The following is a 14,572-nucleotide window of genomic DNA, read 5'->3' on the forward strand; positions in this document are numbered from 1 at the left end:
CGGAATGCCGGCGACAGTCAACCTAGTCAATGCGATATTGGAGAAACAATGGGTTGGAAAAACCTGCTGATCGAAGCGCCCGTCTGGTTAATCAGCCGGTTCTACCGGCCGCGCTTCGATCCGAACCGCAAGACGCCCCGCGAGATTCTGGTGTTGCGCCCGAATGATTTCGGTGAGCTGCTCACCACCACTCCGCTTTTCGAAGCGCTGCGCAAGCGCTTTCCAACGACACGCCTGATCGCCGGTGTAGGAAGCTGGGGGCGTCCCATTCTGGAAAACAATCCGTTCGTCGATGAAATCGTCGAGATCGATGCGCCCTGGAACAACAAGCTCGTCGAGGACCGGTCGCATCGCAATGTAATGCGGTTTCTCTGGAAGTCGCCGCAAGTCGCGGCACTGCGCGCACGAGGCGGTTTTGACGTGGGTATCGACGTGCTCGGTAGCCATATGGGCGCGGTGCTGTTGATGCGCGCGGGCGTCAGATACCGCATTGGCGTGCGCGGGTATCGCGGCGGCTGGAGCGGCTGCCAGGATTACATCGAGTTCGCCAGGCGTCAATGCGGCCGGGCCGCGCTCGGGCAAGCGGAACTGCTCGGTGCGAAGACGCTGCCGGAGGCACGTCCCCAGCTTTTCCTGACTGACGATGAACGCTTGCAGGCGGCGCAGGTCTGGAACGCGGGCGAGGCCGGCGGCCGCCGCGCGGTGCGGATAGTTGCAGGCGTGGGAGCCGGCGTTTCAAGCAAGGCCTGGGATGCGCGGCAGGTCGGGGACGCGCTAACCCGGATTGCGGAGGCAATGGAAAAGGCCGGTAATGCATGCAATATCGTGATCGTCGGCAGCGACACCGACCGGCTGCGCGCAGAAAAGGCCATGGCCGCTGCGAGTCCGGCTGCGGCGATCCGTTCGATGGCAGGAGAAGTATCGATGCGCATCATGTTTGCGCTGGTCGAGAATGCGGACGTCGTGCTGACGAATTCCTCCATGCTGCTGCACGTTGCCGCCGCTTTCCAGCGTCCGACAGTTGCCGTGATCGGCGGCAGCGTGACGCGGCCCGAAGTCCACGACGCTATCTGGGGTTATCCACCGCCTTACCGGAGCGTTGCGCCCGAGCGGTACGTTCCTGGCGAGCATGCTCTGAACTGGCCGAGCGTCGAGCGGGTCGTGGACGCTGTCATCGAGTCGTTGGAATTGCAGCGCGCCCGGGGAAATAACCGCACAGAACCTGTTGTCTAGAACCGGTCGTGTCCATAGGTTTTGTTCAAGTGTTTGAACATTGAAAGGTTCTTCGTTCTGATTTTCACCGGAAGCATGTGGAGGGCGTGCAGAGTTTTCTGGCAGTTTTGCCATTTTGGCGCCATTTAGGCGTTGGGGCTTGGCCGTTAAGATGCGGGCGTCGGCGGTTTGCGCGCAGGTTGGTTTGCCTGGAACATCAGGCTCGCCGAATGCGTGCAGTCCCGGCACTGGCTCAGTCATTTTCTTTCCCTGCTTTTTTCGAGCGCGTCTTAATGTGGATCGTCAACGTTGCGCTGAAGCGGCCCTACACATTCATTGTGATGGCCATCATGATCCTGTTGGCGACGCCGTTTGCGCTCCTGACAACGCCCGTCGACGTCCTGCCGGAAATCAATATTCCGGTCGTCAGCATCATCTGGACATACACGGGTTTGTCGGCCGAAGACATGGCGAACCGTATCGCCCAGGTCAACGAGCGTAGCCTCACGACCACGGTCAACGATATCGAGCATATCGAGTCGCAGTCGTTGCCGGGCATCGCCATCATCAAGGTCTTTCTGCAGCCGAATGCGAACATCCAGACTGCGATCGCGCAGACGGTGGCCGTCGAACAGGCGCAGTTGAAACAGATGCCGCCCGGCGCCACACCGCCGCTCGTGCTGAGTTATTCGGCATCGAGCATTCCGGTGATCCAGCTCGGGTTGTCGAGCCAGACGCTTTCTGAACAAGACCTGAACGACTCGGCGCTGAACTTCCTGCGCCCGCAACTGGTGACCATTCCGGGCGCGTCGGTGCCTTATCCGTACGGCGGCAAGAGCCGGCTGATTTCCGTGGATCTGAATACGCGCGCGCTGCTGGCGAAGGGCCTCACGCCCTCCGATGTCGTCAGCGCCTTCAACGCGCAGAACCTGATCTTGCCAACGGGCACAGCCAAGATCGGCCCGAAGGAATACACCATCAACATGAACGGTTCGCCGGCGACCATCGCCGCGTTGAACGAGATCCCCGTGCGCACCGTGAACGGTGCGACTACTTACTTGCGTGAAGTCGCTCACGTGCGCGACGGTTTCTCTCCGCAGACGAACATCGTGCGGCAGAACGGACAGCGCGGTGTGCTGATATCAGTCATGAAAAACGGCAGCGCGTCGACGCTGTCGATCGTCAATGCGTTGCGCGCCATCTTGCCGAAAGCCAAGGCGTCGTTGCCGGAAGACTTGACGATCACGGCACTCTTCGATCAGTCCGTGTTCGTGAAAGCCGCCGTGCAGGGCGTGATAAAGGAAGCCGTGATCGCCGCCGCCTTGACCGCCGCGATGATCCTGCTGTTTCTCGGCAACTGGCGCAGCACCTGCATCATCGCGATATCGATTCCACTTTCAATTCTGTCGTCGCTGCTGGCGTTGCATGCGCTCGGGCAGACCATCAACATCATGACGCTGGGCGGACTCGCGCTTGCCGTGGGTATCCTGGTTGATGACGCCACGGTGACCATCGAGAATATCGAGCGGCATTTGCACATGGGCACGGACCTGCACGAGGCGATCCTGGAGGGCGCGGGCGAAATCGCAATTCCGGCGCTCGTGTCCACGTTATGTATCTGTATTGTGTTCGTGCCGATGTTCTTTCTCACCGGCGTGGCGAAGTTCCTGTTCGTGCCGCTCGCCGAAGCCGTAGTGTTCGCCATGCTCGCGTCCTACGTGCTTTCACGGACGCTCGTGCCGACGCTCGCCATGCTGCTGATGGGTCACGCGCACACGCCGAAAAAGAACGCGAAGCCGAATCTGTTCATGCGTCTGTATCATCGTTTCGATGCCGGTTTCGAGCGGATGCGCGCCACCTACATTGTGATCCTGAGCACGTTGCTCGTGCGCCGCCGCTTGTTCGCAGTGGGATTCCTGAGCTTTTGTATTGTCTCGGTCGGACTCGTGTTCGTGCTCGGCGAAGACTTTTTCCCGAGCGTCGATTCCGGCAACATCCGGCTTCACATGCGCGCTCCGACGGGTACGCGCATCGAAGAAACGGCGCGGCTCGCGGACGATGTCGAGCGCGTCGTGCGTCAGGTCGTGCCCGCCAGCCAGCTCGAAACGATCCTCGACAACCTCGGGTTGCCGTACAGCGGTATCAACCTCTCGTACAGCAACGCAGGAACCATCGGCACGCTCGATGGCGAGATCCAGGTCGCATTGAAGCCGGACCACGATCCGACCGCGGGTTTCGTGGACAAGCTGCGCACCATTCTTCCGCAGAAATTTCCGGGCGTGGACTTCTTCTTCCAGCCGGCTGACATCGTCACGCAGATCCTGAACTTCGGTCTGCCGGCAGCCGTCGATGTGCAGATTTCCGGTGCGAACCAGCGCGGCAATTTCGAAGTTGCGTCCGGCCTGATGAAGTCGATCCGGCAAATTCCCGGCACCGTCGACACCCACATCCAGCAGAAGTTCGACCAGCCGGTGCTCAACCTGCAAATGGACCGCACGCGGCTGCAGCAGCTCAACCTGACGGCGAACAACGTCGCGCAGAACGTGCTGGTTTCGCTCTCGGGCAGCTCGCAAACGTCACCGGGTTTCTGGTTCAACAACAAGAATGGCGTGGAGTATCAGGTCGCGGTGCAGACGCCGCAGTACCAGATTTCTTCCATCGATGAGCTGCTGCGCACACCTGTTTCCGGCAGCGCAACGGGTCCTACGCAACTGCTCGGCAATCTCGTGCGCGTCTCGCCGCAAAGCCAGTTCGCCGTGGTGACGCGCTACAACATCAAGCCGGTCATCGATGTATTCGTAAGCGTCGAAGGACGCGATCTCGGCAGCGTCGCGAAGGAGGTGGACAAGCTCGTGGACCAGGCGCGCGCCAAGTTGCCGCGCGGCAGCGAGATCACCGTGCGCGGCCAGGTCGCGACCATGCGCTCATCGTTCTTCGGCCTGGGCGTGGGCGTCGCGATGGCCATCGTGCTGGTGTATCTGCTGATCGTGGTGAACTTCCAGTCGTGGGTCGACCCGCTGATCATCATCAGCGCATTGCCCGCGGCGCTGGCGGGTATTGCATGGATGCTGTTCCTCACAGGCACGCACCTGAGTGTCCCGGCGCTCACCGGCGCGATCATGACCATGGGTGTGGCGACCGCGAACAGTATCCTGATGGTGTCGTTCGCAAGACAGCGCCTGCAGGCCGGCGCGCCGCCGCTCACCGCCGCACTCGAAGCGGGCGCGAGCCGTATCCGGCCGGTCCTGATGACGGCGCTCGCAATGATCATCGGCATGATTCCGATGGCGCTCGGGCTTGGCGAAGGCGCCGAGCAGAATGCGCCGCTCGGCCGCGCGGTGATCGGCGGCCTGCTGTTTGCAACCGTATCCACCCTTTTCTTCGTGCCGCTTATTTTTGCGGGTATCCATAGCCGGCTGGCCCGGCGGCGCGAGCGTTCGGAAAACGACCATGACGACGATGATCGCGATGGCCACGGCACGCCCGAACATGCACCAAGTTAAAACTGGCTGAACGATATGACCGAAAAAACTCACGCATCGCTGGGGATTCCCGTCAGGGAATCCGACGAGGGCCACGCGTTGCCGCCCCGGGGGCGCGAATGGAAGCGCGCGAAGATCGCAGTGGTGATCGTGCTGATCGTGCTCGCGGCGGGGGCCGTGCGCACCGTGGTATCGAACGTGTCGGAAAGCCACGCGGCGACCGAGACCTCTCAGCAAAACGCGAAGGTGTACGTCAACGTGATCTCGCCGAAACCGGCGGAAGGCGGCGGTGAAACCGTGTTGCCCGGCACCTTGCGAGGCTACGTGGAGTCGCCCATCTATGCGCGGGCGACCGGCTATCTGCTGCACTGGTATGCGGATATCGGCGTACGCGTGAAGCAGGGCCAGTTGCTCGCCACGCTCGATACCCCGGAGATCGACCAGGAACTTGCGCAAGCGGTCGCGCAGCGCGACCAGACGGCATCGAGCCTCGTGCTCGCGAAGAGTTCGTTCACGCGCTGGCAGCAACTGCGTCAACGCGACGCCGTGTCCCAGCAGGAACTCGATGAGCGCCAGAGCACCTTCAACCAGGGCGTCGCGAACCTCGCGGCGGCGAACGCGAACGTGCAGCGCCTGAAGCAGCTCGAGTCGTTCAAGCGCATCGTGGCGCCGTTCACGGGCGTGGTGACGCAGCGCAACGTGGACGTAGGCGATCTTATCGATGCCGGCAGCGGCGCGAGCCGCGCGCTCTTCGCAATGGCGCAGGCCGACCCGTTGCGGGTCTACGTGCAGCTTCCGCAGGCATATGCGCAGAACATCAAGCCCGGGCAGGACGTGATCGTCACGCAAGCGGAACTGCCGGGGCAGCAGTTCCATGGAAGCATCGCGAATATCTCCGGCGCAATCGATGTCCCTACGCGTTCGCTGCAGGTCGAAGTGCGCTTGCCGAATCCGGACAACAAGTTGCGCCCGGGTGCTTACGTTCAGGTGGCGTTGCCGGGTGTCGCGCGGGCGCCGCTGGTCGTTCCTGGCAACGTGCTGCTGTTTCGCGCCGAAGGGCCGCGGGTTGCTGTCGTCGACCAGAACGGCAAGGTCGTCTTGCGCAAGATCGTCATTGCGCAGGACCTGGGGCGAACGCTGGAAATCGAAAGCGGCATAGAGCAGAGCGACAAGATCATCGTCAATCCGAGCGATTCCATCGCGGACGGCGACCCGGTCACCATAGCGCCGCTCAAGCCTGCAAAGAAGGGGATGTCGTGATGGAGGCGCATCGGACCATGCGGCTGGGGGCGCTGGCAGCCGGCGCGATCCTGCTGTCCGCCTGCACGGTCGGGCCGGACTACAAGCAGCCGGTTGCGCAGACGCCGCCCGAGTGGCAGACGGATTCGTACTGGCGCGTCGCCGAACCTTCGCATGCGCCGCTTGGCGCCAACTGGTGGACGAGTTACGGCGACGCAACGCTCAACGGCTTCGTGGATCAGGCGCTCGCGCAGAACCAGACGCTCGCCGCGGCGCTTGCCCACTACGCGCAGGCACGCGCGACGCTTGCAAACAACGCGGCGCAACGCCTGCCCGAGGTCGATTTCGGCGCGACCGGCGCACGCGCCCGGATCTCGCAGAACCGGCCGCAAACCAATTACGCAACGCCGACGCAGTCGACGGTTCAGAACGACATTCGCGTTGGTCCGACCATCGATTACGACACGGATCTGTTCGGCCGGATTCGCCGCGAGATCGAAAGCGCGACGGCGTCCGCGCAGCAATCCGCCGATGATCTTGCAAACGCGCGCCTCGTGCTCACCACGGATCTCGCGAACGACTACTTCTCGATGCGCGAACTCGACGCCGAGATCGACGTGCTGAACCGCTCGGTCGTACTGCAACAGAAGGCGCTGGATTACGTGACGACGCAGCACGATCTCGGCTCGGTGTCAGGGCTCGACGTGCTGCAGCAGAAATCCGAACTCGATACCACCCGCGTACAGGCGCGCCTGCTGCTCAACCAGCGCGCCCAGTTCGAGCATGCGATCGCGGCGCTGATCGGCGTGCCCGCGCCGCAGTTTGCCATTGCGCCGAAGGTGATCGATGCCAACGTGCCGATCATCCCGCTCGGCTTGCCGAGCGATCTGCTGCAACGGCGTCCGGACATCGCATCGGCGGAACGCGCGATGGCCGCCGCCAACGCGCAGATCGGCGTGGCGAAGGCGGCCTATTTCCCGAGCCTTTCGCTGATGCCGGGTATCGGCTGGGAAAGCACGCAGTTCGCCAGCCTGCTGAGCGCGCCCACCTTGATGTGGACGCTCGGCGCAACGGTCGGCCAGGTCATCTTCGATGGCGGGCGGCGCGCCGCGAACGTGGATTTCGCGAGCGCGGGTTATCAGGCCGCCGAGGCGAATTATCGGCAGACGGTGCTCAACGCGTTCCAGCAAGTTCAGGACGGGGTGACGGGTTTATCGGTGCTCGATGCCGCCGCGAAGGAGTCGCAAGAGGCCGTGACCGACGCGCGGCGCCTCTTGACGCTCGCGAACGATCGCTATTCGGGCGGCCTCGTCGCGTTTCTCGATGTGATCACCGCGCAGCAGTCGCTGCTCACGAGCGAGCGGCAGGATGTGCAGATTCACGGGCAACAGCTGACAATGTCGGTGTCGCTGGTGAAAGCGCTTGGCGGCGGCTGGGACGTGAATACGCCCCTTGCAGGCTCGCCCGCACCCGCCAATACGATGGCAGCGAACCCGCCGTCATCGCAGTGACAGAGCCATTACGTTTCCTATAATGGAAGAACGTACATAAGAAGGCGCGCATGAAACTGCTCATCGTGGAAGACGAACACAAGGTAGTCGACTACCTGCGCTCCGGGCTGACGGAGCAGGGCTGGATAGTCGATGTCGCCATGGACGGCGAGGAGGGCACGCATCTCGCGATCGAGTTCGATTACGACGTGATCGTACTCGACGTGATGCTGCCCAAGCGCGACGGCTTCAGCGTGCTGAAGGCGCTCCGGGCACACAAGGCGACGCCCGTAATCATGCTGACCGCGCGTGACCAGATCAACGACCGCGTGCGCGGCCTGCGCGAAGGCGCGGACGATTACCTGACCAAACCGTTTTCATTCCTCGAACTCGTCGAGCGGCTGCACGCGCTCGCGCGCCGCACGCGTGCGCAGGAATCCACGCTGATCGCACTGGGCGATCTGTATGTGGATTTGATCGGCCGCCGGGCGACGCGCGACGGCATACGGCTTGACCTGACCGCGAAGGAGTTCCAGTTGCTGAGCGTTCTGGCGCGCCGCCAGGGCGACATCCTGTCGAAGACGGCCATCACGGAGCTGGTGTGGGAGGTCAATTTCGACAGCCACACCAACGTGGTGGAAACCGCGATCAAGCGGCTGCGCGCGAAACTCGACGGTCCGTTCCGGACCAAGCTGCTGCACACGGTGCGCGGCATGGGTTACGTCCTCGAGGTCCGCGACGAAGCGGCCGCATCATGAACCGGTCCATCTCGCGCCGACTTGCATTCATGTTCGCGGCGGTCGCGCTGTTCGTGTTCACGCTCGTAGGCTCCGGACTATTCCTGGTACTGAGCACCCAGCTTGAACAGCATTTGCGCGAATCGCTCGATGACCGCAGCGAGATTGCGAAGATCATCGTTTATCACGCGATGACACCCGAGAAATGGAAGCTCGCTCGCGAACGCCTCGCCGACATGACCCCCCGCGACGGCTACACCCGCTATTCGGTGACGAGCAGCAATCCGGCGTTCAGCATCGGGCAACCGATGACAGGCCAGGTGGTCGATCGCTGGCCCGGCGGTTACGAACGCGTCCGCACGAACGACGGCAAATGCGACATGCTCATCAACACGATCGAGATCCCGTCGTATGGCGACAGGCCCGCGGTTCAGCTCCAGGTCGGCGCGGGTTATGCCGCGAACACGCGCACCATGCGCGCGTTTGGTTTTGCGCTTGCGGCGTTATCGGCGCTTGGAAGTCTCGGGGTCTTGTTGTTGAGTTATTCGGTCACGCGTCTGGGCCTCGCGCCGCTCACCCGGCTGACACGCGACGCTTCGGCAGTCAGCCCGAACAATCGCTCGCAGCGTCTCAACACGAGTTCGCTGCCGCTCGAACTGAGCGATCTCGCCAACTCGTTCAACGGCGCGCTGGAGCGGCTCGACGCCGCGTATGGACGGCTCGAGTCGTTCAATGCCGATGTCGCGCACGAGTTGCGCACGCCGGTCACGATCCTGATCGGGCAGACGGAAGTCGCATTGACGCGCAATCGTTCAGTCGACGACCTGCGCCAGACGCTGCAATCCAATCTGGAAGAGTTCGGTCGCATGCGGGCGATCATCAACGACATGCTGTTCCTCGCGCGTGCCGACCAGGGCGAACGAGCGACGGGTCTCGTCGATACATCGCTTGCCGCCGAAGTCGCGCACACGCTGGAGTTTCTCGAGATTCCGCTGGAAGAGGCGCAGGTCCATGCAATTTCTTCCGGCGACGCCTTCGTGCGCGTCAACAAATCGCTGTTCGGCCGCGCATGCATCAACTTGCTGATGAACGCGATCCAGCATTGCGAGGCGGGATCGGTCATCAGCGTTTCGATCAGGCGCGAAGGCGATCAGGTGCGCGTGGCGGTGGCGAACCCGGGGCAAGCGATAGAACCGGGCGTGCTCGATCATCTGTTCGACCGGTTTTACCGGGCGGAAGTATCGCGTACGAATAGCCGCGAGAATCACGGACTGGGCCTGGCTATCGTGAAAGCGACGGCCGAGATGCACGGCGGCAAGGTGTTCGCGACCAGCGCGGGTGGCATCAATACGTTTGGGTTTTCCGTCGAGGCGTCGGAAATCGTCGAGCAGCCCCAGACTCCGCCCGATTTGCGGGTTCAAGAACCGCGCGTCGAAACCTCGATGCAGACGGCTTCAATCAGCCACTAAGCTGGCTGGCAGTAAGATCATGCTTGCCCGGCGACATTGCTCGTCGGGGAGTTACCGTTCTCCGGTTGCCACGCATCAAGGTGGCCGATCTTGCCAACTACACTTTCACGCACTCACCGAAAAGTTGTCGTACAACGTACCTGCTTGTCGGGTGGTTGTCGCAATTAATTCTCCACTCGCCAATGACCTGTGCGGGCTGCTCTAAACGGCGAGATGGTTTATATACGGGCCTTCGTGCGTCCATGCGCGAGAATTCAGCGTTCACCTGCAACCTTACGTTTAAGGGTTAACGGTTATGGAAAGCGTAGTCCGTCCCGGTTATGTTCTCATACGACAACATACATCGATAAATGCGCCGTAAAGAGCGTCCTCCTGCGGCCGTTACCTGGCCGTCGGCCGGCATCGGCCCCAAATCGATCCGCATAAAATCCATACGAAGAGCGAGGAGACGAAATGATTCTGTCCGGCCGATTACTGGCTAGATTTTCAGCGAAGCTGACCGTGCTGTGCGGCGCGTTGAGCGCGGTGGCGGCTATTGCCCTGATCACCACGCCTGCCGCGCACGCGGCCGACCCTGTGTCGATCAACATCGTCGACGTAGCGGGCAACCTGCAGCTCACGCAAAAGGCGTTCGAAGCATTCAAGGCGAAGTATCCGCAGCTCGTTTCCAACATTACCTTCACCAACGCGCCCGCCCCGCAATTGCCCGGCAAGATCAAGGCGATGCAGGCCGCCGGACGCTCCGACATCGACCTCGTGCTGACCGGCACCGACGCGCTGGCTGCGGGTATCGAACAGAAGCTGTGGATGAAACTGCTGCCCGAACAATCGGCCTCATTCCCCGGTCTCCTCGATAAATACGCACCCGGTCCGCGCAAGATGCAGGACATAGCGCAGGGTTACGGCATTGAAGTGACGTACATGCCTGCTGGTCCGCTGATCGAATACAACCCGGCGAAGGTCACCGATCCGCCGAAGACGCCCGAGCAGTTGCTCGCATGGTGCAAGGCACATCCGGACAAGCTCATCTATGCACGCCCGGCCAACTCCGGTCCGGGACGCACTTTCCTGATGGGCCTGCCCTACGTTCTCGGCGACAAGGACCCGCGTGACCCCATCAACGGCTGGGACAAGACATGGGCTTTCCTCAAGCAACTGAATGAATGCATTCCTTATTATCCGGGCGGAACATCGGCGGTGATGAAGGAGCTGGGCGAAGGCTCGCGCGACATGACGCTCACGGTGACAGGCTGGGACATCAATCCGCGCGCACTGGGTCTGGTGCCGGCGGAGTTCAAGGTCCAGGCGTTCGACAACATGACGTGGGTCAACGACGCCCACTACATGGTGATCCCGAACGGCGTGCCGAAGGAAAAGCTCGACGTGCTCTACAAGATGATGAACTTCATGCTCGAACCGGCGCAGCAGGCCATGACTTTCGACGATGGTTATTTCTATCCGGGGCCGGCCGTAAAGGGCGTAACGATCGAATCGGCGCCGGCGAAGAGCCAGGACGTGATCAAGAAGTACGGCCGTCCGGAATACGCAAAGCTGCTGGCTGACCGTCCGCACGTGGTGCCGTTGAGCGCGACCGCGATGGTTGCCGCGTTCCAGAAATGGGACCGCGAGATCGGTTCGCAGAAGTCAAAGTAAGGCAGTCGAAGTAAAGCGCCTAAGGCCGTGCGGTTTTCATCAAGCCGCACGGCGTCGTTAACAGTTTCATCAACAGCTTCATCAACAGCTTCGTGAGTGAAGTATCAGGAACCTGCCATGAAACATCAGTTCGATGAGTTGCGACTCGATTCCGTCAGCCGCAGTTTCATGAACGCCGAAGGCCAGGCGGTCGCGGCATTGCGCGGACTTGCATTGAGTATCCAGCGCGGCGAGTTCATTGCGTTGCTGGGACCTTCCGGATGCGGCAAGTCGACGGCGCTCAATTGCATCGCCGGATTGCAGCCGCTGACCGGCGGAAAGATCTGGCTCGATACACAGCGTATCGATGTCCTCCCACCCGAGAAGCGCGGGTTCGGCATGGTGTTCCAGAACTATGCGTTGTTCCCGCATATGTCGGTGCTGGATAACGTCGGCTTCGGCCTCAAGATGCGGGGCGTAGCCAAGAGCGAAGCCGCGCGCCGGGCGTTCGAAGCGTTGCAGATGGTGCAGCTCGTCGGACAGGAAAAGAAGCTGCCTGGACAGTTGTCCGGTGGTCAGCAACAGCGTGTTGCCATCGCGCGGGCGATCGTGATCGAACCGTCGCTCGTGTTGATGGATGAACCGCTTTCTAACCTGGATACGAAGTTGCGCATTGAAATGCGTGCCGAGATCCGGCGCATTCACAGCCAGCTCGGACGCTCGACCATTTATGTGACGCACGATCAGGACGAGGCGTTGTCGATGGCGGATCGTATCGTGGTGATGCGTGAAGGCACCGTGCAGCAAGTCGCGTCGCCGAAAGAGATTTACGAGCGGCCCGGCAATCTGCATGTGGCGCGTTTCCTGGGGTATCGGAACGTGGCGGAGTTCACGCTGGAAGGCATGGCGGGCGAGGGCGTTGCGGTCAACGCGAATGGCGTGCGCCTGGTCGGCATGCCGATGGCCGGTTTCAACACCAAGCGCGTGAGCGTTGCAATGCGTCCCGAGGATATCGACCGTGCGTCGCCGGGTGCGGAGAATTCATTTAACGCCGAAGTGCTGACGGTCGAATACGGCGGCCAGGATTCGCTGATCCGCGTGAAGGCCGCGTTCGGTTTGTTGTGGGCGCGCGTGACGGGCGACGTAGCCGTTGGCGAAGTCATTACACTTCGGGTGCCGCCACTGCGTACGCTCGTATATGAAGGGGAAGCGCAATGAGCTCGCCACCGCTGCCGCTACCCAATGCGGTTCCGCGCGACGCCAAGGCATGGCTCGTCTCGCCGGCGCTGATTTTCATCTTCGCGTTGTTCGTCTATCCGTTCATCTACGGCCTGGTGCTTTCGTTCCAGCCCATGAACGGCGGTTCCGCGTTCGCCAATTACATCACGTTCTTTACCGATACCGCGATGTGGCCCACCATCATCGTCACGTTGAAGCTCGCTGTTCCGGCGACGATCATCAACGTGGGATTATCGGTTCCGGTTGCCTTCGCGTTGCGGCGCAATTCGCCGTACCAGAAGTTCGTGACCACGCTGCTCGTGATTCCGGTGACACTCGGCACCGTGTTGATTGCCGATGGCATGCTGACGTACTTCGGCCCCAACGGCTGGTTCTCGCAAGCGGTGCACGGACTGCATTTGTATCGCGATGAAATCCGGCTCACGCATAACTATTGGGGCGTGCTGATATCGCTGATCGTGTCGGGGTTTCCGTTTGCGTTCTTGCTGACGCTCTCGTACGTGACCGGCATCGATCCGACGCTTGCACGTGCCGCCGCTACCCTTGGCGCCAGTCCTTGGCAGCAGTTCAAGCAGATCTACCTGCCGCTTCTGATGCCGGGGCTCACCATGGCTGCGTGCCTCTCGTTCGTGCAGGCGTTCTCGGTGTTTCCATCGGCGGTTCTGCTTGGCGCGCCGGCCGGCCCCACCCGCGTGATCTCGATCGCCGCTGCGGAAGCCGCCTTCGAGAACTATGATTATTCGCTTGCATCCGCCATTGCGATGGTTATGGGCTTCGTACAATTGCTGGTGGTCGCGGGCATGCTCGGCACGCGGCGCTTCTTCTACACGGGTCCGGTGACCGGAGGTAAAGGCTGATGGCAACCGATAATCACGCACCCGTGTGGTCCGCTTCCTCCCGTGCTCCGGCGCCCGACAGCCGTAACGACGGCGCTCGACCCGCAAAGCCGATGAAACCTCATGTGAGCCTCGGCGACCGCGTCTGGAAGATGTTCGTCTGGGGCGCGATGGCGTTTTTCCTCTTCAACGTGCTGTTGCTGATTGCAACTGTCGCGGTGAATTCGGTGGCGACGCGCTGGTTCGGTACGCTGTTGCCGGCCGGCTTCACGCTGCACTGGTACGCGCAGGCTTGGGGCGACTTTCAGTTGGCGAGCGTGCTGTGGGTGACCATGGAAGTCGTTGGCGCGGTGGTGCTTTTGTCGATAGCGCTTGGTGTACCCGCAGCCTATGCGCTCGCCCGGGTGCAGTTTCGCGGCAAACGTTTTGCGATGCTCGTGTTCCTGTTGCCGCTGATGGTGCCGCCGGTCACTTACGGCATTCCGATGGCGACCGTCATGTACAAGGTTGGTCTTGCTGGAACGCTGAGCGGCGTGATCCTTGCGAACCTCGTGCCGGCGTTGCCGTTTGTGATTTTGGTGATGACGCCGTTCATTGAACAGATCGATCCGAATCTCGAAGCGGCCGCACGGATCTTTGGCGCGAACACGGCGAAGTACTTTCGATATGTGCTGCTGCCGCTGTTGATGCCCGGGATGCTTGCCGCGGGGTTGCTTGTGCTGGTTCGGACCATTGGCATGTTCGAGTTGACGTTTTTTACTGCTGGGCCGACCACGCAGACGCTTGTTGTTGCGCTGTATTACGCTGTGTTTTCGACGGGTGTGAGAGCACCTCAGTCCATTGATGCAATGGCGATGATCTATATGGCTATTACGCTGGTGTGGGTGTTGATCGCGCTGCAGTTTGTTAGTCCGACGCAGCTTGTTTCGAGGGTTAAGGAGCAGAGGTAAGGGGTAGGAGGTGGGCGGTCGGGGTTGATGCCGGGTTGCTGCTTTTTAGGCTACCGCGGGTTCTGTTCTAGCTGTTCTCTTTTGCACTTTTAGCCACTGTCCGTGGCGGGACTTCATTTCACGGGTAATGCGCTGACGCTTGGTTGGTCTTTGGCAGCGGTCAGGATTGATGCTGGGTTGCTGCTGCTTAGGCCTTCGCGCGTTCCCTGTTTTCTGATTTCTTTAGCACTGTTAGCCACTGTCCGTGGCGGGACTTCATTTCTTTTTCCAACGGCGAAAAAGAAAC

10 protein-coding genes are annotated in these 14,572 nt (G+C 61.3%); all 10 read left to right on the top strand.

Going from position 1 to position 14,572, the window contains the following annotated elements; all coding sequences use genetic code 11:
- Positions 1 to 48 precede the first annotated feature (48 nt).
- The 10 genes from ACFFAR_RS10110 (at position 49) to ACFFAR_RS10155 (ending at position 14,286) form a co-directional block, all read left to right on the top strand.
- Positions 49 to 1,233, top strand: a complete 1,185-nt coding sequence (locus tag ACFFAR_RS10110) for a glycosyltransferase family 9 protein (protein ID WP_174362572.1) — start codon at positions 49 to 51, stop codon at positions 1,231 to 1,233.
- 272 nt (positions 1,234 to 1,505) lie between these two features.
- Complete coding sequence (locus tag ACFFAR_RS10115; RefSeq protein WP_375507833.1) at positions 1,506 to 4,715, top strand: efflux RND transporter permease subunit; 3,210 nt, start codon at positions 1,506 to 1,508, stop codon at positions 4,713 to 4,715.
- Positions 4,716 to 4,730: 15 nt separating this feature from the next.
- Positions 4,731 to 5,954 carry an efflux RND transporter periplasmic adaptor subunit gene (locus ACFFAR_RS10120; protein WP_062003218.1) on the top strand — a complete coding sequence of 408 codons (1,224 nt, stop codon included), beginning with the start codon at positions 4,731 to 4,733 and terminating at the stop codon, positions 5,952 to 5,954.
- Entirely contained in the window at positions 5,954 to 7,444 is a 1,491-nt protein-coding gene (locus ACFFAR_RS10125) for an efflux transporter outer membrane subunit (RefSeq protein WP_062003217.1), read from the top strand. Before ACFFAR_RS10120 ends, ACFFAR_RS10125 begins: the two co-directional genes overlap by 1 nt.
- A 50-nt stretch (positions 7,445 to 7,494) precedes the next feature.
- Positions 7,495 to 8,181, top strand: a complete 687-nt coding sequence (locus ACFFAR_RS10130) for a heavy metal response regulator transcription factor (protein ID WP_062003216.1) — start codon at positions 7,495 to 7,497, stop codon at positions 8,179 to 8,181.
- Positions 8,178 to 9,629 carry a heavy metal sensor histidine kinase gene (locus tag ACFFAR_RS10135; RefSeq protein ID WP_174362570.1) on the top strand — a complete coding sequence of 484 codons (1,452 nt, stop codon included), beginning with the start codon at positions 8,178 to 8,180 and terminating at the stop codon, positions 9,627 to 9,629. The genes ACFFAR_RS10130 and ACFFAR_RS10135 overlap by 4 nt, the downstream gene beginning before the upstream one ends.
- A gap of 453 nt (positions 9,630 to 10,082) precedes the next feature.
- Positions 10,083 to 11,282, top strand: coding sequence for an extracellular solute-binding protein (locus tag ACFFAR_RS10140; protein ID WP_375507834.1), 1,200 nt, complete (start codon positions 10,083 to 10,085; stop codon positions 11,280 to 11,282).
- A 117-nt stretch (positions 11,283 to 11,399) separates the two neighbouring features.
- On the top strand, positions 11,400 to 12,479 hold the full coding sequence (locus ACFFAR_RS10145) for an ABC transporter ATP-binding protein (protein WP_062003717.1): 1,080 nt from the start codon (positions 11,400 to 11,402) through the stop codon (positions 12,477 to 12,479).
- The gene (locus tag ACFFAR_RS10150; RefSeq protein ID WP_174362568.1) at positions 12,476 to 13,357 is read left to right on the top strand and encodes an ABC transporter permease subunit; all 882 of its coding nucleotides are present in this window, start codon (positions 12,476 to 12,478) and stop codon (positions 13,355 to 13,357) included. Before ACFFAR_RS10145 ends, ACFFAR_RS10150 begins: the two co-directional genes overlap by 4 nt.
- Positions 13,357 to 14,286, top strand: coding sequence for an ABC transporter permease subunit (locus ACFFAR_RS10155; RefSeq protein ID WP_174362567.1), 930 nt, complete (start codon positions 13,357 to 13,359; stop codon positions 14,284 to 14,286). Before ACFFAR_RS10150 ends, ACFFAR_RS10155 begins: the two co-directional genes overlap by 1 nt.
- Positions 14,287 to 14,572 lie beyond the last annotated feature (286 nt).

The organism is uncultured Caballeronia sp. (genome assembly GCF_964243625.1).
In the GTDB taxonomy this organism is placed as follows: domain Bacteria; phylum Pseudomonadota; class Gammaproteobacteria; order Burkholderiales; family Burkholderiaceae; genus Caballeronia.